Source organism: Nitrosopumilus sp. Nsub (assembly GCF_001541925.1).
Lineage (GTDB): Archaea > Thermoproteota > Nitrososphaeria > Nitrososphaerales > Nitrosopumilaceae > Nitrosopumilus.
Genome location: NZ_LQMW01000019.1, coordinates 1 through 22,584 on the forward strand (window position 1 = coordinate 1; position 22,584 = coordinate 22,584).

The 22,584-nt window shown below is 28.8% G+C and carries 26 protein-coding genes and 1 tRNA gene; 13 read left to right on the forward strand and 14 right to left on the reverse strand.

Annotated features, from left to right (window positions below; all coding sequences use genetic code 11):
• Window positions 1-379: 379 nt before the first annotated feature.
• Window positions 380-802 (forward strand): universal stress protein, encoded by a 423-nt coding sequence (locus tag AW732_RS04685; protein WP_067959250.1) that lies wholly within the window; start codon window positions 380-382, stop codon window positions 800-802.
• Between the two features lie 191 nt (window positions 803-993).
• On the opposite strand, the gene AW732_RS04690 is transcribed toward AW732_RS04685, so the two are convergent.
• The 5 genes from AW732_RS04690 to AW732_RS04710 all read right to left on the reverse strand — a co-directional run bounded on the left by AW732_RS04690 (window position 994) and on the right by AW732_RS04710 (window position 6,040).
• Complete coding sequence (locus AW732_RS04690) at window positions 994-1,203, reverse strand: DUF6356 family protein (RefSeq protein WP_156416070.1); 210 nt, start codon at window positions 1,201-1,203, stop codon at window positions 994-996.
• Window positions 1,204-1,262: 59 nt separating this feature from the next.
• The gene (locus AW732_RS04695; RefSeq protein ID WP_067959256.1) at window positions 1,263-1,790 is read right to left on the reverse strand and encodes a hypothetical protein; all 528 of its coding nucleotides are present in this window, start codon (window positions 1,788-1,790) and stop codon (window positions 1,263-1,265) included.
• Between the two features lie 186 nt (window positions 1,791-1,976).
• Window positions 1,977-3,842 (reverse strand): plastocyanin/azurin family copper-binding protein, encoded by a 1,866-nt coding sequence (locus tag AW732_RS04700; protein ID WP_156416071.1) that lies wholly within the window; start codon window positions 3,840-3,842, stop codon window positions 1,977-1,979.
• A gap of 39 nt (window positions 3,843-3,881) precedes the next feature.
• The gene (locus AW732_RS04705; protein WP_067959262.1) at window positions 3,882-5,393 is read right to left on the reverse strand and encodes a hypothetical protein; all 1,512 of its coding nucleotides are present in this window, start codon (window positions 5,391-5,393) and stop codon (window positions 3,882-3,884) included.
• Between the two features lie 365 nt (window positions 5,394-5,758).
• Window positions 5,759-6,040 (reverse strand): hypothetical protein, encoded by a 282-nt coding sequence (locus AW732_RS04710; RefSeq protein WP_067959265.1) that lies wholly within the window; start codon window positions 6,038-6,040, stop codon window positions 5,759-5,761.
• A 174-nt stretch (window positions 6,041-6,214) separates the two neighbouring features.
• Between AW732_RS04710 and AW732_RS08995 the strand changes: the two genes are divergently transcribed.
• On the forward strand, window positions 6,215-6,349 hold the full coding sequence (locus AW732_RS08995) for a hypothetical protein (RefSeq protein ID WP_256381643.1): 135 nt from the start codon (window positions 6,215-6,217) through the stop codon (window positions 6,347-6,349).
• Window positions 6,350-6,395: 46 nt separating this feature from the next.
• Here the strand turns inward: AW732_RS08995 and AW732_RS04715 are convergent, their stop codons facing one another.
• Window positions 6,396-6,794, reverse strand: a complete 399-nt coding sequence (locus AW732_RS04715) for a hypothetical protein (RefSeq protein ID WP_253805567.1) — start codon at window positions 6,792-6,794, stop codon at window positions 6,396-6,398.
• 335 nt (window positions 6,795-7,129) lie between these two features.
• On the opposite strand from AW732_RS04715, the gene AW732_RS08740 reads away from it, so the two are divergent.
• The gene (locus AW732_RS08740) at window positions 7,130-7,276 is read left to right on the forward strand and encodes a hypothetical protein (RefSeq protein WP_172790397.1); all 147 of its coding nucleotides are present in this window, start codon (window positions 7,130-7,132) and stop codon (window positions 7,274-7,276) included.
• A gap of 360 nt (window positions 7,277-7,636) precedes the next feature.
• Here the strand turns inward: AW732_RS08740 and AW732_RS04720 are convergent, their stop codons facing one another.
• Window positions 7,637-7,873 carry a hypothetical protein gene (locus tag AW732_RS04720; RefSeq protein WP_067959269.1) on the reverse strand — a complete coding sequence of 79 codons (237 nt, stop codon included), beginning with the start codon at window positions 7,871-7,873 and terminating at the stop codon, window positions 7,637-7,639.
• 783 nt (window positions 7,874-8,656) lie between these two features.
• On the opposite strand from AW732_RS04720, the gene AW732_RS04725 reads away from it, so the two are divergent.
• The gene (locus AW732_RS04725; protein ID WP_067959272.1) at window positions 8,657-9,049 is read left to right on the forward strand and encodes a hypothetical protein; all 393 of its coding nucleotides are present in this window, start codon (window positions 8,657-8,659) and stop codon (window positions 9,047-9,049) included.
• 92 nt (window positions 9,050-9,141) lie between these two features.
• Here the strand turns inward: AW732_RS04725 and AW732_RS04730 are convergent, their stop codons facing one another.
• Window positions 9,142-9,348: a hypothetical protein gene (locus AW732_RS04730; protein ID WP_067959275.1), complete on the reverse strand. Its 207-nt coding sequence runs from the start codon at window positions 9,346-9,348 to the stop codon at window positions 9,142-9,144.
• A gap of 138 nt (window positions 9,349-9,486) precedes the next feature.
• Between AW732_RS04730 and AW732_RS04735 the strand changes: the two genes are divergently transcribed.
• Together AW732_RS04735 and AW732_RS08745 are read left to right on the forward strand one after the other, a co-directional pair.
• Complete coding sequence (locus tag AW732_RS04735; protein WP_067959279.1) at window positions 9,487-9,726, forward strand: Lrp/AsnC ligand binding domain-containing protein; 240 nt, start codon at window positions 9,487-9,489, stop codon at window positions 9,724-9,726.
• Window positions 9,726-9,881: a hypothetical protein gene (locus AW732_RS08745; RefSeq protein ID WP_172790398.1), complete on the forward strand. Its 156-nt coding sequence runs from the start codon at window positions 9,726-9,728 to the stop codon at window positions 9,879-9,881. The genes AW732_RS04735 and AW732_RS08745 overlap by 1 nt, the downstream gene beginning before the upstream one ends.
• Window positions 9,882-10,163: 282 nt before the next feature.
• On the opposite strand, the gene AW732_RS08750 is transcribed toward AW732_RS08745, so the two are convergent.
• Window positions 10,164-10,340: a hypothetical protein gene (locus AW732_RS08750; RefSeq protein WP_172790399.1), complete on the reverse strand. Its 177-nt coding sequence runs from the start codon at window positions 10,338-10,340 to the stop codon at window positions 10,164-10,166.
• A gap of 893 nt (window positions 10,341-11,233) precedes the next feature.
• Between AW732_RS08750 and AW732_RS04740 the strand changes: the two genes are divergently transcribed.
• The 4 genes from AW732_RS04740 (at window position 11,234) to AW732_RS04755 (ending at window position 15,224) form a co-directional block, all read left to right on the forward strand.
• Window positions 11,234-11,437 carry a hypothetical protein gene (locus tag AW732_RS04740; RefSeq protein ID WP_067959282.1) on the forward strand — a complete coding sequence of 68 codons (204 nt, stop codon included), beginning with the start codon at window positions 11,234-11,236 and terminating at the stop codon, window positions 11,435-11,437.
• Window positions 11,438-12,290: 853 nt separating this feature from the next.
• The gene (locus AW732_RS04745) at window positions 12,291-12,530 is read left to right on the forward strand and encodes an Lrp/AsnC ligand binding domain-containing protein (protein ID WP_067959776.1); all 240 of its coding nucleotides are present in this window, start codon (window positions 12,291-12,293) and stop codon (window positions 12,528-12,530) included.
• On the forward strand, window positions 12,531-13,055 hold the full coding sequence (locus AW732_RS04750) for an Lrp/AsnC ligand binding domain-containing protein (protein WP_067959285.1): 525 nt from the start codon (window positions 12,531-12,533) through the stop codon (window positions 13,053-13,055).
• A 1,512-nt stretch (window positions 13,056-14,567) separates the two neighbouring features.
• Entirely contained in the window at window positions 14,568-15,224 is a 657-nt protein-coding gene (locus AW732_RS04755; RefSeq protein WP_067959288.1) for a DNA repair helicase, read from the forward strand.
• On the opposite strand, the gene endA is transcribed toward AW732_RS04755, so the two are convergent.
• Window positions 15,221-15,784 carry a tRNA-intron lyase gene (gene endA / locus AW732_RS04760; RefSeq protein ID WP_067959291.1) on the reverse strand — a complete coding sequence of 188 codons (564 nt, stop codon included), beginning with the start codon at window positions 15,782-15,784 and terminating at the stop codon, window positions 15,221-15,223. The two genes, AW732_RS04755 and endA, sit on opposite strands and share 4 nt — an antisense overlap.
• A gap of 97 nt (window positions 15,785-15,881) precedes the next feature.
• Between endA and AW732_RS04765 the strand changes: the two genes are divergently transcribed.
• Window positions 15,882-16,391 (forward strand): 50S ribosomal protein L16, encoded by a 510-nt coding sequence (locus AW732_RS04765; RefSeq protein ID WP_067959295.1) that lies wholly within the window; start codon window positions 15,882-15,884, stop codon window positions 16,389-16,391.
• Here the strand turns inward: AW732_RS04765 and AW732_RS04770 are convergent.
• Window positions 16,383-16,646, reverse strand: a complete 264-nt coding sequence (locus AW732_RS04770; protein WP_067959299.1) for a hypothetical protein — start codon at window positions 16,644-16,646, stop codon at window positions 16,383-16,385. The genes AW732_RS04765 and AW732_RS04770 overlap by 9 nt on opposite strands.
• 64 nt (window positions 16,647-16,710) lie before the next feature.
• On the opposite strand from AW732_RS04770, the gene AW732_RS04775 reads away from it, so the two are divergent.
• A tRNA-Gly gene (locus AW732_RS04775) sits at window positions 16,711-16,787 on the forward strand.
• 1 nt (window position 16,788) lies between these two features.
• Here AW732_RS04775 and AW732_RS04780 read toward each other — a convergent pair.
• Both AW732_RS04780 and AW732_RS04785 read right to left on the reverse strand, forming a co-directional pair.
• The gene (locus AW732_RS04780) at window positions 16,789-17,217 is read right to left on the reverse strand and encodes a hypothetical protein (protein ID WP_067959303.1); all 429 of its coding nucleotides are present in this window, start codon (window positions 17,215-17,217) and stop codon (window positions 16,789-16,791) included.
• On the reverse strand, window positions 17,210-18,538 hold the full coding sequence (locus tag AW732_RS04785; protein ID WP_067959306.1) for a cation:proton antiporter: 1,329 nt from the start codon (window positions 18,536-18,538) through the stop codon (window positions 17,210-17,212). Before AW732_RS04785 ends, AW732_RS04780 begins: the two co-directional genes overlap by 8 nt.
• Before the next feature lie 432 nt (window positions 18,539-18,970).
• On the opposite strand from AW732_RS04785, the gene AW732_RS04790 reads away from it, so the two are divergent.
• Complete coding sequence (locus tag AW732_RS04790; RefSeq protein WP_067959309.1) at window positions 18,971-20,476, forward strand: chemotaxis protein; 1,506 nt, start codon at window positions 18,971-18,973, stop codon at window positions 20,474-20,476.
• On the opposite strand, the gene AW732_RS04795 is transcribed toward AW732_RS04790, so the two are convergent.
• A complete protein-coding gene (locus AW732_RS04795) occupies window positions 20,473-22,539 on the reverse strand; it encodes a glycosyltransferase (protein ID WP_067959312.1) in 2,067 nt (688 codons plus the stop codon). The genes AW732_RS04790 and AW732_RS04795 overlap by 4 nt on opposite strands.
• Window positions 22,540-22,584: the final 45 nt, after the last annotated feature.

A 22,584-nucleotide genomic window follows, 5' to 3' on the forward strand; every position in this document is an offset into this window, starting at 1 on the left:
ATTAGGCCATGGAAAGACGTCTATGAATCAGTTGGTACATTTGCTTAACATGTCGTACAATCTTTCAACAGAATTCAAAGAGATTTACAAACGTCTAAAGTAATTTCTCTATAGTTTTTTTATACATTCCAAATCAACTTTATTTTTATGAAATCAACATCATGTTGTGTAACGAAAATAGTTTTTGAAAAATTGTCTATCAATGTCAGCCAAAAGATATGAGGCCTCTATTATGATCTAAGTAACTGATTATCACTAGAATTTATTTTCATTAAGAAAATTTCGAAAACGCATTTTCTACGGAATTAATATGTGATATTGTTTATCATTTTTGAAAATTATCCTTGTTTTTATATTCAATAATTGTTTTTTTCAATATATGAAAAAATCATTTAAAATTCTTGTCCCACTTGACGGTTCTGCAAATGCCACACGTGGTTTGAATAAGGCACTTGAACTTGCAAAATTGAGTGATGCAGAAATCACTGGATTTTATGTATTTGATTTGCCTATTGCTGCAGGAATAAAACTTACACAAAAAATGAAAGACGAATCTCAAAAAAGGGCTGTTAAAGCTATTGGTCCTGCAATGAAAAAAGTACAAAGTGCTGGTTCCAAATTCCAATACCATACAGGTGGAGGCCATATTGGTTCTGAAATTGTCAAATATGCTCAAAAGGGTAAATTTGACATGATTGTAATTGGTGCACGTGGATTAGGCGGGGTAAAAGAAGCATTTCTTGGAAGTACATCAAACTATGTTATGCATAAAACCAAGATACCCGTATTGATAATCAAATAGTCCACATATCCAAAAAAAACACAATCTTTATCATCTATAATTGCGTATAGATATTGCAGAAAACAAATCAATTTGGCATATGTGCCCAACATTGTTCCCTGTTACGTGCGGTGTGACAGGGTTCTTACACTAGAAAAGTAATTTGACTTGCAAGTTCCTTTGATGCAGTTTTTTAGTAAACTTTCTCAAATCTATTTATGATTCATTTTGTCTGAGGCATAAGTTGGAAATAACGAGGGAACCCAAGCATGAATGAATAATGCTATTGACATAGACATTGCTCTCCACCAATGAGATTTGTAGGTCATATTGTTTTCTTTAGGATGTTTAGTCAGGTTTAATTTTTGTTTTAGAAAATCCTGAATTCTTGAATTTTCTTTTGCATGCTGTCTTGTACTCATAGCACAATATTTCTTAAGATAATAATTAAGCAACATGTATTGATTGCAATCATTTGCAATCAATTAACAAAAGAAACAGTTACAGATCCATCAGATTCTACAACATTACATTCACAGTTTAATGTAGATGAAATTACTGCAGTTAAAAATGAGGCAATGTAAATTGAACCTTTTTTGCCAAAATTGTGACGTATACTCATAGAGACTTTGTTATCAGATTGCTCAAGATCACATTGACCATACCCACAATGTTCACAATAAATTTTCATAAACATAGATACATTTTGTGAGGTAATTTCTTTCCATTTGAACAATATGAACTCCTTAGGTTCATTTGAACCTGCATCCAATGCCAAAAGTTTGAGTTCGTCTACATCTGTTTTATCTAAAAACATTTTGAATACTTTTTTACTCATTTTCATCACTCCAAATTTTTCCATATACGTATCCAAATCCAAATAATTTCCAAAAATTTGGTTAGCTAAAATATTGAGACTTATTTTTTGTTCTTTTGCAATCTCTCTTAATTTTTCATCAATTTTTTCATCTATTCTAAATGTAATTGTATTAGTATTTCTTTTACTCATACTATAGAATTGCCCTCATATTGTTATTTAAAAGAATCATCAAAATATTATCCAGAAATTAATGTCTGAAAATGTTCAGTGTTTTCAAAAGGTCTAATGTAAAATAAAATTTCAACCCTCATCAGGTTCATTAGGATGTATGATCATATATTTAGAATTAAATGATAGTTGTTGTACAAGAACAAATTAGCTATTTTCAATAGAGATAATTCCATTAGTGACCAACCATTCAATTCCTTGAATGAAAGCATCATCATCAATTGTTCCATCAGCCCACCAGCCTGCGTTATTTTTAACCCAGGATGGAATTTTTTCTTGTGAGGAATTTATTGTTTGAGAAGAAACATTCAAAATATTATTTTCAATTAAATATTGAATTCCTTGAACAAAGGAATCATCATCTATAGTACCATCAGCCCACCATCCAGCATTGTTTTTAATCCATGAAGGAATTACAGAATCACCTACAGAAATTACTCCAATCATCCATGGATGTAATTCACAATAATAAGGAAACAATCCCGCAGTATCAAATTTTTGTGAGAAATTATTGCCAGGTGCAATTATACCACTATCAAAATAATTAGATTTTCCTTCTGCAGGATTTCCAGAAGTAACTGTATGTGCAGCTGAATCAACATTCTTCCACAAAACTAGTTCACCTACAGATAATTTTTCGTCATAAGGCAGATAGCATGATTCTGTTAATTCACAACCTGGAACAGAAGAACCCAATGCAATATCAATAATCTTATCAGCAATTATTTCATTTTTAGGCTCAGTTACTTTAAATGAAAATTCGCCAGAAGTATCAAAATTGTTTACATTTGAAATTCTCAAAATTACTGCACCAGTACTATCAAAAATTACAGGAACTGAATCTCTACCAGTAAAAGATTCAACTCCACTTAATGATTCAATTTGGTTTCCATTTAGAAAAATATCCAAATCATATGTAATTTGAGGAATTACAATATTGGTAATTGGATCTCTAAATTCTAAATTCAGATTAATTTCATTGTTAGGATGAATTTTTCCTTCGGGAGTTAATGTCAAGTGGAATTTCCAGTCCTCCTGAGTAGACAAGACAATTACTTTATCTCCAGATTCTAATGACGCGTCATCTTTTTGAACATCACGAAGTTTTCCAGATTCAAGTCCAAAAATTATTTTATCGCGTGTATCAGATGGAATTTCATCATATAGCTTGACCAATTTTTTTGTAGGGATTAAAAAATGCACAACAATTTCTTCATCACCGGATCTATCAATAGTGCCTAAAACAGGAATAGTGTTTACAGTCATTTTGATTTCATGTTCATGGAATGCTTTCATTGATTTTGGAATATAATATTCAGCATGAACATAAGGGATTTTTTTAATAAAATCAACATCCCAATTAAACGGCATATCTGCAGTTAATTTTTGACTATTCTCATCATAATGAAATTCATCAATTTTGTCAAAATAGGTTGCAAACATCAAATCATATTTTTTATCTGAATTAATTTCAAATGGAATATACTCACCAATAGTTAATAGAGTTTCAAAAACAGGAGGTCTAGGAAGAGATTCAGACTCAATTGACAAAATCGTTACGTCAACCTGCACTAATCCACCGTTCATAAACAAAGGAGCATCTATTGTAAGAGGTTTTTGAGCAGTTCCAATCCAAAAATCATTAGATGTTTTATCACCTGAAAAATCTATTTGATTTTTTGGAATAATTTTTGCAATAAAGGATTCATTTGGACTGTATGCATTAAAAGATAAGATAGAGTCACCAGTTTTAGGATCAATAACATCTACAAAATATTCAATGTTAGAAACAATACTTTCCTTGTCATGGTTAATTGTTGAAATTTCAAATCCTATCTCAGATTCATTTCCATGTAAAACATCAGGAGTTGTTTGGACTTTCACCTTATAGAAATTGTCATTGACAAATTGAATGTCACTTTCAACAGAACCTAATCCATGAGCATATGCAGATTGAACTGTTCCAAAAATTATAACTATAGAAAAAATCAACAAGAGGGTAATAGAATTCATTTCACTTACATTATGGACTTGTTTGAGGATAATAAATTATCAGTCATCTAAATTATCAACATAACCAGTAACATGGTCAAAGACAAATGTTTGTGCAATGACATCTATTTGATCTGCTGAAGAATAAGGTCCGCCGATTAACCCATCATTATCATCAGGTAAGGTTCTATCCTCATATTCAACATAGATTGAATCACCGTTACTTACTCTGAGAGTATTTTTAGCAAAAGAATGATCATCAAATGTTACATCAAATGATCCTTCTAAAAGATCTACATAGTGTCCGTGCATTCTACCTTTCCAATCTTCAGGAATATTACCTTCAACAAATGCAGAATGTTTTCCAACTACTTCCTTAACAATAGCTTCAGGGGCTACTTGAAATGAAAAGTCTTGTTTTGCATCACCATCAAATATGTCAGTAATTATAATTTTTGCCGTTCCTCTTTCATCAAATCTTACAGGCTCAACAGCATGACCATCATCTGCAAATCTTTCAGTTCTTTTCTCAATTAATTCACCATTAAGATAAATTTCAAGTCCGTAAGTCAATTTACTTTTCATGATATCAGTTAATCCGTCATGAACCATTATGTTGATGTTATAGTCTTTATCAACACCAATTACACCACCTGGTTGCCACCAAAAGTATAATTTGTATTCACCATCTGGAGTATACTTGATTAATGATGATGATGCAGGTTCAGTTAATTGTACATCTTCAACTTCACCTCCACCTAGTTGACCACCATGATCATGATTTGGAATAAATTGAACTGGAACATAGATTCCTGCCATGTCAGAATCAGAATATGCATGAATATAGTAACTATGGAAATCCTCATGGTGTATCCACAAATCAGCATCATGTAGTTTGAAGGTAATTGGTTCACCTGCAATAAATTGGGGTTTATCAAATGATAATTCTCCCAATTGCCATTCCCAAGTAGCAGATTTTACAATGTTGATATCTTCATTTGCTTCCCAGTTTACAGTAACTGCACCATCCTGAGTTCCAGTTGGAATTTTTACTGCAACATCATGAGCACTCTTCATCCAATCATAGGTTCCCATCATTGGCATAAGATTATCCATATTCATCCCCATTGCTTTAATTTCTACACCATTTTCATTATGAACAACAAAATCTTTTTCACCAGTCATTTTTACAATTCCTAAAAATACACCCGTATCAGGACCAGTTTCTGAAAATGCTATTTCATCTGCAGTTGCATCTCTTGTAGTTACAGTAATTTTACCATAACCATTTTGTCCCAATCCAATATTGTCAATTTTTTGAGGATCCTCATTGAATCCATTTGCATAAATTAAAACATAAATTCTATCAGTATGAGTATATCCACTATATTTTTCATCACAATCTTGTAATGTGGTTGCAGCGTTTTGACAGAATTTCATTATAATTCCAGGAGTTTCATATGTATTAGAAAAGGAACTTGGAGGAATTGCATTGGCATTAATTGCTGAAAATGGCATAGAAAGTACAAATGTTGTTAAAATTGCAAATGTAATGATCTTAGACTTGTTCAATGTTTTATAAAATTAGAAAATAAATAAAAAGAAAATGGTTCATTCGACAGATGTACTAATTAAATAGTAATAATTAAAAAAAATACAACATAATTATAAAAATCACAATATTTTTTAAAATTCCTTGAATTGATTTCATGTCCTGAAGAGATATGATGTATCTACATACTTTATCTCACCAAGACATGTTATGCTGAAATAATTCAGTTTTTTTAAATAGCAGCATTCTAAAAAACCATTTTTTGGTAGAATATCAGTGGTCATACGACACAATTAACATTCTAATTTAGGCAACTGCTATTATTGATTTTTAGCAATAATGAAATAAAAACAATCTCATTGTAATTGTGAACATTTGTAAAGTATTACCTAGCTATTCTCTCAACATTACGAATCAATCCTGATTCATTATCAATTTCTAAGGCAATTTCTTGATAACCTACATGGACAAAAACAGTAGTAATTTTATCAATAGTTACTATTGATGTTAATTCAAAATTACAATGTCCCTCATAAAGCATTTTTTTGTTAACAATTTGTATTATCTTGTCATCAGAAATACGTGTTTTTTCTTTTAATGTAATTATTCCCAGTGAAATTAAGATCAACAATACAAATAATCCAAATCCAATTTCAAACCAAAACATGATCAACTTATACTAGATGGGGAATTATTGAATTTATGATTGATTATTAATAAATTAAAAATATTTTTAATAATATACAATAATTTTAAAAAATTATTTATTTATTGAAACTATTCCTTTATTGAGCATTAAGACCCAATTTTGTTTAGATTGAATATTTATGATACGAGACCATTGGCTTGCAAAGATTGTGGAAAAGTAATTGGAGAAATAGATTATGATGCAGAAGTTATTTTGCCAAAATGTTCTCAATGTTCAAATCCCACGCCACATGTTAGAGATAAAATGCCTTATTTGATTAAACATTGAAAATATTATTTTTAATTATAATTTTAAAAATATTTTTGTGACGGAATTATAGAGATTCTTTTGATTCAATTAATTGTAAAATTTTTTTAATTACTCTATCATGATCTATTCCAATATCAGTACCAACAATTAACAATTTATGGTTTTTTAATGGAAAAGTAATTCTTTTAATTTTTTCATATTCTGTAAAAGAGTATTTACCATAACCAACAAACGGATACAGTAATTCCCGAGCATTCCAACGTAAAATTGTATTAATTAGCGATTTTGATATTTCTTCTATTGGAAGATATGATTTAATGCTGTCTCGCATCCCTCCTGCGATAAAATCTCCATTGTTATTATACACAAAAGCACCCCTAACTTGAGATTCTATTCCTAAAATTAATGAACAAAATTTTTCATAATTCATTTCTGAATTTGTATAGTTCAGAGTATTACTCATTCTAATGCTGTGCTCCATTACATTTTATGCATTTTAATCCATTTATTTTGGAACCACAATGAATGCATTGCATGTTAAATTTTACATATTCATTTTTTTGAGTTTTTGAATATTTTATTGCCAAATAAATTATTAAAATCATTCCAATTCCAATTCCCAGCCATAAAAGAACCATTATTATTTTAAATATGAAACAATGAAATTTAATGTTAAATGTAGAATTACGTTATATGTGTAAATTATATTTGCTATTAATTTAATAATTGTTAAGATATTTAAACAAATGTTAATAATTTATTTTTAAAATTTAATTTCTATTTTCTCACATTATTTGTATGAATGAAGATTATGCAGAATATACAAAATGCATTGAATGTAATACATCATTATTACTATGTGATTGTATTTGTCCTAAATGTGGAAAAAGAGAAGGGTGTAGATGTGAACTTGTTCCAATCAAGTGGAGAGATTTGGGATATTAGGTGTACAATTTTTGTAATTTAAAATCATAATTATTTTTGTACAATAGCACACATATTGAAATTAATACAAATTGAGATATAGGTTCCACAAAATTTATGTCCAGAATGTTTTTGTATGGCATAGGATTGAGTCCCACAATTTTATTATAATTTTAAATCATAAAATAATTACATATCAATCATTTGAAGAAAAAGAAATTCCACATATTGGTTCCTATGATTAATCATATCTTCCAACACTGGATTGTATTTTAGATGATCAATACAATTTCAATTTTTAAATCTCAAAACAACCATCATTGAAAAACTAAAATTTGTTTAAAGCAAATATCAAAAATCAGTAGATTTAATCTTAAAACATCATTTTGTAGATTGTTCAGGAATTGTATGAATAGTAATTGTATGTGTAACAAATCGGATTTTTCTAATCTCCTTTAATGACTCTTCAAATTCATCCATGTTTGCATAATTTAATTTTCCAATAAAATCATAAATCCCATACGTTCCACTTACTGCATCACAAAATTTTTTGAGACTTGGAATTACTTGTAATTCATTTCCCATTTCACAATTTATCAAAACAAATGCAATTGCCATACTAAATATTGTATTTAATAGATTTAAAGATAACTAATTATTTATAAAATGATTGTTTGATATTAAATAAATTATCAGAAAATACGTTTGTAAAATTAGACCATTGTTTAACCTTTATTTTATTAATAATAATTATTTTATACACAATAAATGTAATTAAATAATGATGAAAATCATATTTTAAATCTATTTTTGGCATTAACAGAAAAATAAATATCAAGTTAACAAGATATTTTTTGTCTTTCCATTAATGTCGAGGGTCATAATGACAATCACAAATACAATTTATTTCACATTGAACTCGAACACAATCAATACACGGTTTTTGGTAATGCCAAAACATAATTTCTATTATCGTTATTAGTATATGAAATCAAGTAAATTATTTCTTAATAATTATCTGATTTTTTAGATATTTTTTGTACATGTTTTTATTAATTTTATTTTAGATGATTTTAACAAATGTTTAAGAAAATATGACAAAAATTTCATTAATGATAAATGAGTATAATAGTTATGAAATATACTTGCCAAAAATGTGAATGTTCAATAATTGGTCATGCAGAAATTGTTTATGACATCATACATCATGAAAAAATTTGTGATCCATAAATGGATTAATCATTTGCATGAATTAATTGATGTACCAACCTAATAATTAATAATTTTTAATATGTTTCAATTTATCTATTAAACATTTGTTCATAATTGTTTAATGATTTTAAATAATTTTAAAATAGATTATGCATTAAAGTTATGTTGTTTTAATGGCAAGTATATCCAATGTCTGCCACACAAATCATTCATGAAAATGAAGAAAAGTTGCTTAATATGATATTAGGTGAAATTCCTAGTTCTAGAATAGCAATTATTTGTGATCATGATGGAAATATTTTGTGGAATAGTGTTAGAGATAACACAACTAGCTTTCTAAGCATAGACGAAACCAAAGAATCTCTGAAAAGATCTATTGATTCTTGGGATGAACGTGACAAACTTTCAAACAAAATTGGAAATGGGAAATATGCAATTGTTGCATATGATAAAATCAAGAGAATTACCGTACCACTTCCAAATAATCATTTGTTGTTCGTAAGCTTGGAAGGTGAAGAATTTGGAAACATCAAAAATATAATGACTATAGTTGATTGGGTAAATACCAATATGGGACTATAATCTTTTTTTTGACATATTGCAGACGTTAAAATTTAAAATCATTTGTTAAAATAATTTCTCACATTATTTTCAGTACAAATAATTTTTTATAATCATTTCATATCATCTAATAATTCAATTGAATCTAATTGTTCTTCTATTCGTTCGCAAATTCCATGTTTTTTATATTCAATTAAAAAAGCCACATCTTGAATTATTTCACATTTTTTTGTACTATGTATTTTTAATTTTTTTAATGCTTTAAAATGATATTCTTCAATTATTGCACCATGTTTTGGACATTGAATTAACCAGGACATTTATTTTAATTAGATAAAAATAAATATAAAGAAATAGTTTCAATATATTAAAATATATTCAGTATAATCAAACATTATTTAATATATTTTTAATTATAATAACACTTTATTAAAATATAATTAGTTTAATCAATTATTATGAAAACAGCATATGTGTTAATCAATTGTAAATTAGGATCAGAAGAAGATATTTTATCAGTATTACGTAGTATGAAAACTGTTAAAGAAGCTCATGGAACTTTTGGCGCATATGATATAATTGCAGAAGTAATTGCAGAAACATCAGAAACACTTCGTGAAGAGATAACTTGGAAAATTCGTAAACTTGTGGATATCAGAGCTACTTTAACACTAGTTGGCATAGAGGGACAAAGTTAATGATTAAACAAAAAGTTATTTTAAAAGAAGATATTCAATACACAGATTGTCAACAATGTCAAAATCCTTTATTGCATTGTCATTGTAAATGCATGTTTTGTGGAAAAAGAGATGAATGTGAATGTGCATTATTTGATGCTGCAACTGGCGGTTAATTTCAATGATTTCTAAATAAAAAATTACTTTTAAAACATATTTAGTTTTTTTTCAATTTTTGGATAAATTTTAAGAATTATTTTAATAAAAATAAAACATAGAATTGTTTTAAGTCAGTATGGATAAAAATAAAGAAAAATACAAAGAAAAACTTCAACAAAAAAGTGATGCTGCAGAAATATTTGAATTCACATAATTTTCTTTCTGCATTTAATTTTTACAAATTCATTTCTTAGAATTTTATTATTTTAAATAAAAATGCAGAACTTGATTTATACACATTATTTTAGAAAATTGTATTCAAGTTCTTCTTTGACAAACACATATGGTTCGGAAATGATTGATTTTAGATCTTTGGCACAAACATTTGCCTTGACAAACTTGTTAGATTGTGGCAAATACAGTCCAACCATTTCCTTATCACATGTATTGCAGCTACAATCAAAGGTATTTTTCATCGTAAAAGATACAGTGATTTAGTATTTTAGTAATATGTTATTCATTAAACACCGTAATATTAAAGAAAAACCATTTATGTTTTGAGGGAATCTTTTACAAGTCGCAAATAAAACATATAGATTCTTTGACTTCCACTGGGATTAGTAAAAAAATCCTATCAGTATAGAAGTCAATTGTATGTTTGAGAAAATTAGAAACATAAGATTTCACATTATTCAAATATCAAAATTGATTCCAGATGAATTTTAGATTAATGGGATTCCAGATAGCATAAAGATTTCAATTGCTGCAAATCCAATACACCCCAAAATTATCAAAAGGAGATTTCTATCCATAAAAATAATTTTGTTTTGAGAGTATTGAATATTTCTCATCTATTCAAAATTACGTGATAACATTTGACTTTATGTAATGAACTACAGTTAAGATAGATTCCAAAAATAATCAAGGCAGACACCACCACTCAAATTAGAAATTTCCATCTAAATTTGATTTGTTTAAATTTATTCCACATGATTTGACATGATATAATCAAGACATAATGAAAATAAACAGTATTTTTTATCTACACAATAAAAAATTTCATTATTTTAATACTTATAATTAATTATTAATAAGAATATTAAATTTTTTTTAAAATAATTACATAAAAATTTTAAATAGTTGAGTATCTTATAGAATAATACTTTGTTAGTTACGAAATCTGACAAATAACTTGCGTAGCCCCGCAGAACGAAAAAGGTACTCAGGCGTTTAGACGCTTGACCATAAGAGGAAATCTCTAATGGTTCTGCAATGAAGTGGGCTTCGCCATCTTAATTTCTCTAATGTAATCTTTATTTTACAAAATAAATTATCAAATCTTTAATACTATTTTTCACGCAACCATAGCATGGCACAAAATTGTTTTGAATGTAAAAACAAAATCGATGAACATTCTGAAGAGCAATTAAAAAATTGTATCTCAAAAATTTCAGATTCTCTAGAGTCTGTTCAAAAAGAGCAAACCAACCTCAGAGAGGTTTCAGACAAAGAGGCAATGGACCAATTTGTCAATACCAAAATTGGTGAGCCTAGCAGAATGGGTTCAAAATAATTCTGTTACAAAAAGAATTTTGTGACAAAATTTTAATTTTTTTTGTCACTATCGGAATAATTATCTGATATGTATTTACAAAACACACCATCTAACAATTTGAAAAATGGACATTTTCCTTCATACATGTAATAATTATGCAATACTCATTAAAAAATAATTTAAAAGTAAATTGAAATTATTTCATAAAAATAAAGTGTTTTTTCAAAAATTTGTGTGATTACTTAATTACTAGTTTCCCCATAACAAAATAGCATTTCCAACCTTCGGAATTACAAGTCGCCTTGCTTCCGTTTTGACTTGTAATTCTTTTCACATTATCAAATTACATAATTGTTTTAATTTTAAAAATTGTTTTAACAATTTTGAATGTCTAAAAAAATTCTTTTTTTTAAAGATTACTGATCATAATTAAATATCACATTATCATAATAATAGTAACAAGAAACCGCCATGTCTGCGTAGTAGAGTGGTGAGTAAGGAAAACAATTCATGTTAGGATTCGTTTACGTCTCCAATGTTTTCCAGTTTTTCTTGTTGTTTTTAATTTTAGGAAAAAAGATCATTTTTTTATAAAATGTTTGTATATAGTAATTAGAAGCCAACACAATATCCCATTGTCAAAATAACTCCCCGTCGTGTTACTGGCATAAGCCTACCTGCTATGCTACGTAAAGGATGTGAAACAGTTGGCTTTAATTTTTCTATAAAATTTACTATGAAAAAAGAGATAATTTATTGAAAAAATATTTAGTTTAATAATATTTCATGATTTAATTTTCAAGTTATTTTAGATAATTCTTTAAATATGCTAAGTACAAAACCAATATATGAAAATTGGAGTTTTACAAAAATGACTACAGCATATGTTTTGATTAACTGTGATTTAGGTTCAGAAGAAATGGTGATTTCGCAATTAAAGTCATTTGATGAAGTTGTCGAAGTTCATGGTACATTTGGAGCATATGATATCTTAGCTAAAGTACAAGCAGAACAAATTGAAAAGGTTCGTGAAACAATTACCTGGAAGATTAGAAAGATAGAAAAAATTCGTTCTACATTAACACTGATGGGAATTAAAGGTCAAGAATAAATGGCAAAAGCATATGTTTTAATGAATTGCGATATGGGAAATGAAAAAAAGATCATTTCAAAATTAAATGCAATAAATGGAGTTACAGAGACACACGGTACATTTGGTTTGTATGACATATTTGCTAAAGTTGAAGCAGATGATGAAGAAGAAATTCAAAAGATAGTTACAGGTTCAATTCGCCAAATGCCAGAAATTCATTCCACCATGACTTTAACTCGTTCTGAATGCGAAGATTTGTTTCCATCAGTAGAAAAAAAAGATTTCAAATCTGAGGAAAATTCTTCACAAGCATATGTGGTAATCCATACTGACAAAGAAGAAGAATACGAAGTGTTAAAAAATTTGAGTCATATTGCACAAGTTAGAGAGGCAGATGTAGTCTTTGGATTTTACGATATTTTATGTAAAATTGAAACAAATGATTACGAGTCTTTAGAAAAAATAATTACAAAATCAATTAGAGCACTACCTCACATCAAAACCAGTATGACTCTAAATGTAATTGCTGAACAAGAGGAATAATTGTTAAATTTTTATCATAACCGTCATTAGATGGATAATGTTAATGAAATAATAAAAAAAATTTAATTTTCATTATCCATCTGAAGTTTTCAATAGTCAATAAAGAGTAAATCATATTAAAATAATTTGTAAATTAAAATTAAAAATTGTTTAAATTTTTTAATAATTTTCAAATAAATTTTAATATTTTTTTACATATTGTTTATTTTTAATTGGACCAAATTAAAATAATGACTAAAAAGATAAGCGAATTCATTTGGAATGAATATAATCGAGATTTTTTTAATTTTCAATTTTTCATGAGATTGGAAAAAAACATGCAACCCGGGCAGAAAACAAAATAACATGAATTTACAATATTGCGTTTGTATATGTGGGTGTAGAGATTTGTCTTATGACATAGTATGTGATTTGTGTAAATCAAAACTATGTTATCTGTCAGATATGAAAATTGTTAAAAAAGAACCCAGAATATTTTTAGGTAGAAAAATGAATTTTATTCGTTGAACTTTAAACAAATTTAGAGGAGTTTTGCAAGCAACGGTAATTGTCATAAAACAAAATAATTCAAATTATAACAAATTTTTTTGTATCTGAATAAAGGGGGAATTTATTCCACATTAGGAACACTTGCATCAAATTAACCAAATCCAAAATATACATAACCAAATAATTTTGCCAAGTCAAATAAATGATTAACAAATATTTTAAAATAGAATGATACGGAAAACATGATGAGAACAATATTTAAAAAATTTAGAAATTTGAAATTCAAGTGGAAGTTTTTAATTTGGGTAATTTTAGTTGGTTTAGTTTTTGTTGGAATTTATTTGGATTGTGGTTCTTTACTAAAAATTGAATGTCATCAGGTCATTTTAACCAGATAAAAAATAATCAAGAATATTCAAAGAACAGAATATCAAATATTTTATCAATTCTCAATAGGTACTTTGTCTTGAATTATACGATGAAAGTCACAACAATACAAATTTCTACAAGGTTTTGCGGAGAGCACTTAATCAAACGAGTAATTCCCGATAGGAGCACAATCTCATTTAGTAAAATATCAATAAACTAAACAGTAGGCTAATGAATAGCCATTAAACCAATTTTAAACCAAAACCAACTGTAAACCAACTGGTTTTAGTATAATTTGCATACAGGCACGTTTCCAAAAGGTGTTTTTTTTTATCTAAAACCAACTTAAAACCACACAACATCAAAAGTGATTTTGGTTCCAAATGACTGCAATTTGTTCCTAATTTGTTACCTGATTATATCCATAATACACAAAACCAAAACCAAACCAGAACCAGTTTGGTTATTTTTGTATCAAAAGGTAACAAAAGGTATCAAAACCAAAGTAAGACCAAAAAAGCAAAAGATTGAGGCACAGTCATATTGACAAATAATGAAACAAGATTCACAATTATATAATATGTTTAAGGGGTAACAAAAATAGATACACATGACAATCATGAATTTAAATAATTAATTATTAAACAGATCATATTGGGTCTAAAAGAAATCAAATTAAAAGAAGAATATCGTTCTGATAGAAACGACATAGTTGCAGAATTTTTCTTCCCTTGTTTAGGTCAGTGTATAGAATATGATAGATGTGTAGATCTTCTATCAATTCAAACATTAACTACAATTGTTATGGCGTTTGAGAATTTTTCAAGAGGAAAAGCAAAACTAAGAATGGTTACAGGACACAGATTCAAAACAACAGACTTGAATTTGTTTACAAAGTTATTTTCTGAGAAATACACAAAAAAAATTGATGGGAAATTAATCAAAGATGTAAAAATCCAAAAATTACAAAATATTGTAAATAATGGACAAATTGAACTTAAGATTGCAATTCCAAATTCAGAACAAGTGGCAGATTCATTTTCCGAAAGGATAGGGATATTCAGAGATAACGAGGATCAAACTGTTGCATTTACTGGCACATCTAAAGAGTCATTTTCTACTCAAACAAGAGATTTTGAATCAGTTGATGTATTTACGTCATGGAATGATCAATCAAGGGTTGAAAGAAAAGTGAAAGATTTTGAAGAATTATGGGAAAATAAAACAAAGCATATTGATGTGTATGATTTTATGGAAGCAGAAGAAAAGAATCTTTTGAAATATTCATCAGAATGGGTAATACAAGATTAGAAAGAAAAAGAGTCATTTAATCTAGATTTATTTTCATAAAAATTCATTCTATTAATTTTGTAGTAAATCACTTCACCTCGACGTTCAATTACTGCAATAATTGGTTCTTTTCCCATTTGGGTGATTTCCTGAATCTTTTTTTGTAATGCGCCCATCTTCTCTTGTTGTCCTTCGTTAAGACCAAAAATCAGGAATTTAGCACCTTTTTCTCCAAAATGACCCCTTTCATAAACTCGAAAATCAGAACCAAATCCGAATCCATCTTTTACAACATACCCTCTAGTTTTAAGATCTCTAAATATCAAAAATTTTGTGAGGATCTCAGGATTTGTCTTTTGACAAATATTCATAAAACTATCAAAATCAATTTGTTTTTTATTTTTCTTCAGAAATAATTTACCAGTATATAGCAGATATAATGTCTCAAAAGATTTAAGAAGTAATTTTCCTTTCTCTATTTCACCAAATCCCTTTTGTTCAAGATCATGGATCATTTTATTTTCAGAAACACTGGCTTTGTCTGCAATCAAATCTCCACGAAATTCAATGGTTTCATCCATAATATTGAGAAAAATGGAAGATTTCCATATAAGCATTGGAAATGAGAGTAAATTGCTACCTATCGTTAAAATATGGGGGTTCTTAGTTGAGATTATCATGCATGGTGCAAATTATAGAGACGGAACAGGGCAAGTATTCACAAGAAAAGAATACATCAAAGGAAAACCTCAAATTAAAATTGCAAAATTTCAAGGTGGTAAAAGAAACACATACGAGTACTGTGTACAATTATTGATTAATGAACGTCTTCAAATTAGACATATGGCAATAGAGTCAACCAGATTAGCAGCTAACAAGACACTAGAAAAAACAACTGGTGAATCAGGCTATTATTCAAGATTAAGAATTTATCCACATAATCTCTTAAGAGAAAATAAACAAATTGCAACTGCTGGTGCAGACAGAGTTTCAGAAGGAATGAGAAGATCATGGGGCAAAGCAACCAGTTTAGGAGCAAGAGTAAGACAAGGACAATGTATTATGGAATTATACGTAAATGGAGAAACAAATCTTAATGCAGCAAAGAAAGCACTTCATGGAGCATGTGTTAAACTACCAGGAACTCCAACAATCAAAGTAATTGAATGGAATAAACCATCACCATAAGTGTTCTAAATCAAATTTCTTACTTTCAATAAATTTTAGAAAATCATCAAATTCTTGTTTAGTCGGTTCTCGATTAAGAATTCTTTTACTTTGATAAAAAAAAGTATTGTATAATCTACCAACAATAATACCTAATGCAAAAGATTGAGAATTATCTATAGAAGAAAGAGATTTTATCAATTCCTTAATGTCATCTTGATTTGAAATACTATCATGAATTTTTTGTTGAATTTTCTTTAAAAGAACTTCATCCATGAATTACTAAAGCAATGAAAGCTTAAAAACGCTTAAATCTGCAAATTCAGCCCTTTGAATTGTTGCAGTTATAGTACAGTCTGGTTAGTACTCGTGCTTGCCAAGTACGTGACCCGGGTTCAAATCCCGGTAACTGCACCATCTATTGATTTTTAGGAATTAATCCATTTTTAATTATTTCAAGAGCATCATGAGCCTTCTCAGGTCTAGGCAATTGAATTGCAATTACATTGTCCTGTCCATATCTAGATTCAGGTGAATTTAGTACAAGCATAGAAGTATTTGCTAAAACTTCAAAAAAGCTCAAATCAGTTTTTGCATTAACAAGAAACTTTTCTGAAATATTGCCAACTGAAAAAGTTAAAACAATTTCTACAAATACATTTCCCAATCCATCTTGTAAAATATTTAGATCAGTATTAACAGAAAAAGGCTGACCCTCAATTTTTGCTCGAATCAAACCATATTTTTCTTCATCAACAATTATGCACGGAGTTTCTTTTCCCTCAAAATCAAATGTTGTAATACCCTCATGAACATCATCTAACATTTTTTGTAATTCATCAGACATCGTCTTTTTCCTCCAATGCAGGAACAATTCTATCACTTGCTTTAACTAAGAATGGAGAAATGAATGCAGTAATTATCGAGATAATACCAACTAGAGGGAACAAGAATGCAGATACTGCACCAATATCAACTCCAACTTTTACAATTACAATTGAGAATTCACCACGAGGAGCTGCTAATGTAAATGCTGAGCGAAGTGCTTTTCCACGTTTTTGTCTAAAGATGAAATTACCCAACATGTTCCCACCAAATTTCATACCAGTTGCAACAGCAATCAAAGCAATTGCAATGAAGATATAATTTTCAAGTTGAGAAACATCCATCAGAGCACCAACAGATATGAAAAATATAGCTACAAACATGTCTTTAATTGGGCTAGAAAGTAATTTTGCAACTTCAGCAGATTTTGATTCTGCTACTAAAACACCAGCTAAAAAGGCACCAATTGCAACAGATAATCCCACAATATTGGCCAACAGAGCATAACCAAAGCACACTCCAAGAACACTTAGGAGTAGAATTTCACGATTTTCAGCAGCTGCAACTCTATCAATTAAACCAGGAACTATTCTTGTTCCAATTGTAAAGGTTCCAACAATAAGACCAATTGCAACTAATACAACAACAACAATAGATTCTACAGATACAGTTCCAACTAAAGCAACAGATTGTAGGGTAGAAATTAAAATTACAGCAATAACATCTTCAACAATCAAAATACCTAAAACAAGAATAGATGATTCTTTTTTGATTTTTCCCATCTCTTCTAAAATTTTAACAATAATGGCAGTACTAGAAATTGATAAAGCTGCTGAAATAAACAATGCATCCATAAATTGTAAACCAAGAGCTGTTGAAGCGTAAAACAAAACACCCAATGTTGAAAATAGTCCCAGTGTACCTACACCAACAGATACTTTTCCAATAGATTTGATCTTGGCATATGGAAATTCAATTCCAATTACAAATAATAATAAAATTACACCAATTTCTGAAAATAAATGCAACGCAGAAATGTCAGATAAAATTCCAACACCATCTAACATTTCAGACGGGGAATTATTTTTAGGCAATAGCCAAGTCCAAAGAGGGGATAATGGACCAAGCAGCATTCCTGCAAACAGGTATCCAATGATCAAAGGTTGTCTAATTTTAAAAAATGCAAGTGTTACAATAGAACCAATTATCATGATAAAAGCTAAATCAGTTACAAAACTTGTATGAGGTAATTCTGGGGTAACTTGTTCAATCAAAGTGTCAACAGTGGAATCAAGAGAATTTCGAATTGCACTAGAATCCAATTGAAACAAATTATTTTGCATAATATCAGTTAATAATTTTCATTAAAAAGTGATTACGTAGTTAAAATTTAGAAAAAAATTTTTCAAAAATATGAAAAATTGATCATCAAAAGATTATCAATTTGAAACTTCTTTATGCCCAGTTATCTTAGTGAAATTGCAGAGTGATGAGTAGGTCAGCAGATTAGGATTAAGATGAAGAGATATGACCTGGGGTAACTGACTGCAATTATGGTTACATTGAGATAACCTAATTATTAATAGTACGGTACCATACTGTACTATATGATTCAATGCGAATACTGTGCAAGAGGATTCATTGAGACAACAAATGGTCTTGCTGAAAAGACATTTCATGAATTACTTCATGAACCTGAAGTTGTAAACAAGTGACTCTTTACATTTTTTATTTTATACCCAAATTTTTTATTCTTAGTACTTGATTCATCTTATATGGTATCAAAAACAACAAAGAAAAAGGTTACAAAAACAGTTAAGAGACAACCAACTCCAGCAGCAGTTTTAAAAAAAGTTTCAACAGTTTCAGATTCCAATAAAGCATTACAAAAAGAAATCAAAGTTATGTCAAAGATTTTTGGAGAAAATCAAAAAGTTCTAGTATCTATGAAAGGGATGATCGATACACTGACATTAACATTAGAACATATTCAAAAACAATCAAAACAAATCAACATAATAGAAGAAGATACTCAAAAATTGTATGCAGGATTAAATCAAGTTAGAACACAATCAAATTTAATTAATAAAATTAACAATCAAACTGAAAAACTTGAAAATGAATTAAGTAAAATTTCAGAAGTACAAAAGAAATCAAAAACACAAGAAATTTCTCAAAAAGTTGAAGATAGTATGAATTCAATTACAAATAATTCTCAAATGATTATTAAAATTGCTCAGAGAATTGACGAAGTAAGAGATGATTTAAGAGAAGTTTCTGGAAAAACCAATTCATTTTTAGAAATTAGTTCAGAGATGAATAAACTAAAAGAAAATATTGAAGAAATTTCTGGAAAAACAGAAAATATCAAAACTAATACTCAAGTAGTTGAAAATCTCAAACAACAATTTGAGAAGATTGTTGCAGGAGTAGCAGATGCATCAAATGTAAATGCAGAATTAGAAGCAATTAAAATTTCAATTGACACAATATCTTCAAAATCTTCAAAAATTGATTCACTAAGTGGAGTAATTGATGGTCTCAAACAACAATTTGAAACAGTTTCTTCTAGTGTGAATTCCAGTGATGCAATAAGTTTAGAATCAATCAAAGAATTAGGTGGCAAAATAGATAAAATTGAAACAGAGATTGGAACAATTACAAAAAGGGCAGATCAGACAGCATTTGTAGGAGAAAATCTAAAACTAGTTCAAGAGGATTTCTCAAATTTCAAATCCAATGTTTATGATAAAACAAACAACATTGAACAAAAAATTGGTTCAGTCTCAGATTCTCTAAAAAGACAAGAAACATCAACTACAGAATTTCATAAAAAGTCTGAAAAACTCTTTGAAGAGATACAATCAGTTAGAAATGTCACAAACAAAGCTTCTAGTGATTCATCAAAAGAAATCATGGCCTTGCTAAAACTATCAGAATATCAATCAAACATTAGAATGAATACAGAATCAAAGTATGGAGATGTAAAGGATATTGAAAAGATGGCAAAACTGACATCAGAAATTGTAAATTTGTTTGATAAAATTTCAATTGAATCAGATGAAAAAATACCATTACCTCACGAAGTAAGACAGTGGGCAATAAGCAAAATGTTAGATTGTGCAGACAGATGGGAAATAAGATTCAGTGATGTGTATTCAATTTTAACAAATGCTATTGGTAGAGACATGTTAAAAGAATCAATTAGAATTCAACAAGTTAGAGACATTTATGGAATTAGAGCAGTAGACGAAATCAGAAATGATCTAAATATTTCTTAGACACCAATTGTATCAGATTCTTTAAGTTGTGTTCTCTTTCGTTTAAGTGCAGTAAAGATTCCAATAATTACAGCTATCCAAATTATACTAGAAAATACATTTGCTAGACTGACATACATGTATGGTGTTGCATCCATAATATTTTGTCTTAAGAGATCAGCTCTGTTGTTAATATCCATCATGCCTGTATGATATGCTGAATTGTCTGGAGGAATTGTAGAGAGTTCATCAACACTTACAAGCATAGCATCAACATTGTTTTGAATTCTAATGAAGTTTGTTGATTCAGTAGCAAATATCCATACAGGGTTTTTTGAAATAACTTGACTATGAGTATCAGTAGTTTCAGGTAATTTTTCCAACATAGGCTCCAAATCTAATTGAATTGCTATTAGATGTGCACGAATAATTTCTGGGTCAGATGAGCCTATAATTCCATCAAAATGACCTCGGATTCTATCTAAAGGGTAAATATCAGAATTATATCCATTAATTGCCATAAATCCACCAAAAATAATCAATCCTAAAATTCCAATCATGGATAATTTGTAAATTGTATTTGCCATTTTCTCTTTCTTCGTCCTTTTACGTTGTTCACTTGATTTATTTCTTTTAAATCTAGTATGCGATAGGCTCATGTAAGCAATAAAGAAAAATCCAATGGTTTGAATTGCTATAATTGGAACAAATACAGGATTATTCGAAAATATTGAAATAAAAATTGCAAGTGTTCCATAAACTCCAAAAAAGATTTCAAGTAAGGTTGTTTGAGTAAATGGCAAATTGTAAGCCTTACCTTTCCAATCATCTTCTTTTTTGATAATACCATATTTTGGAGTTCTAAGAAATTCATTTTTCTTTCCAAATATTGCATCAAAAACTGCTACAGTGTTATTTACAGACATTCCAGCATTGTAAACCAATAATGCAGGCAATAATTTTGCTTTAGATTTCCACGATTTTCCATACATATTTTGTATAATCAAAATATATGCACCAGGTCCCATTGCAAGATAAGTTGCAAATGTAATAATTGGAAGAAAACTAACAACATAAAGATTAACTTGACCTGCTAAAAGTATCGGTAATGCCAAAAATTGAATTAACATTAATGGATAAACAATATGGCGAGTTAATTGAACAAATGCCTGTACTTTAGTTTCAACTGAAATTTTACGTTTTGCAGTAATGTCAAAAAGTAATTTTGTAGCACATTGAATTGAGCCTTTTGCCCATCTGAATTGTTGTCTTTTTGCAGCATTCATTTGAGCAGGAAGTTCTGCATCAACTACAATGTCAGGCAAAAATACACATTTCCATCCTTTCATTTGTGCTCGATAACTCAAATCAAGATCTTCTACCAAAGTTGCAGTATGCCAACCACCTGCATCTTCAATACAATCACGTTTCCAAATTCCAGCAGTACCATTGAAATTCATGAATAAATGAGAATCACTTTTTGCTTTTTGTTCAATTAGAAAATGAAAATCAAGACTTAAAGCTTGTACTTTAGTGATAGTAGAATAATTTTCATTTACATGTCCCCAACGACATTGAATTAAACCAATGTTTGATTTTGAAAAATGAGGAATTGCTTTTTTGAGAAACCATGTTGGAGGAATAAAATCTGCATCAAATATGGCTACAAGTTCTGTATCAGTAATTTGCATTGCATATTTTAGAGCACCTGCTTTGTACCCTTTTCGTGTTCCACGCCTAATATGTTCAATTTGAAATCCTTGTGTTTTGTAATAATTTACAGTTTTTTCAAGTAAATCAACAGTATCATCATCAGAGTCATCTAAAACCATAATATTCATTTGATTTTTTGGATAATCCAAATTACATACTGCATCTACAAGTCGTTTTGCAACATATTTTTCATTGTAAATTGGAAGTTGAATTGTTACAGAAGGAGTTCCCAAATCAACAGTTTTAGTAGATTTATTTCGTTTATTTGCTAGTAAAACAAGATAGTAAAAATTGCAAGTATATGCAGTAATCAAAATTGCAGAAATTATGAATAAATCAAAAACCAATTGGGTGAAAGGATTTCCAGCCATCTTTAGCTGCTCAAAAGTAATTATCTCTATTTATAGTTGCAATAA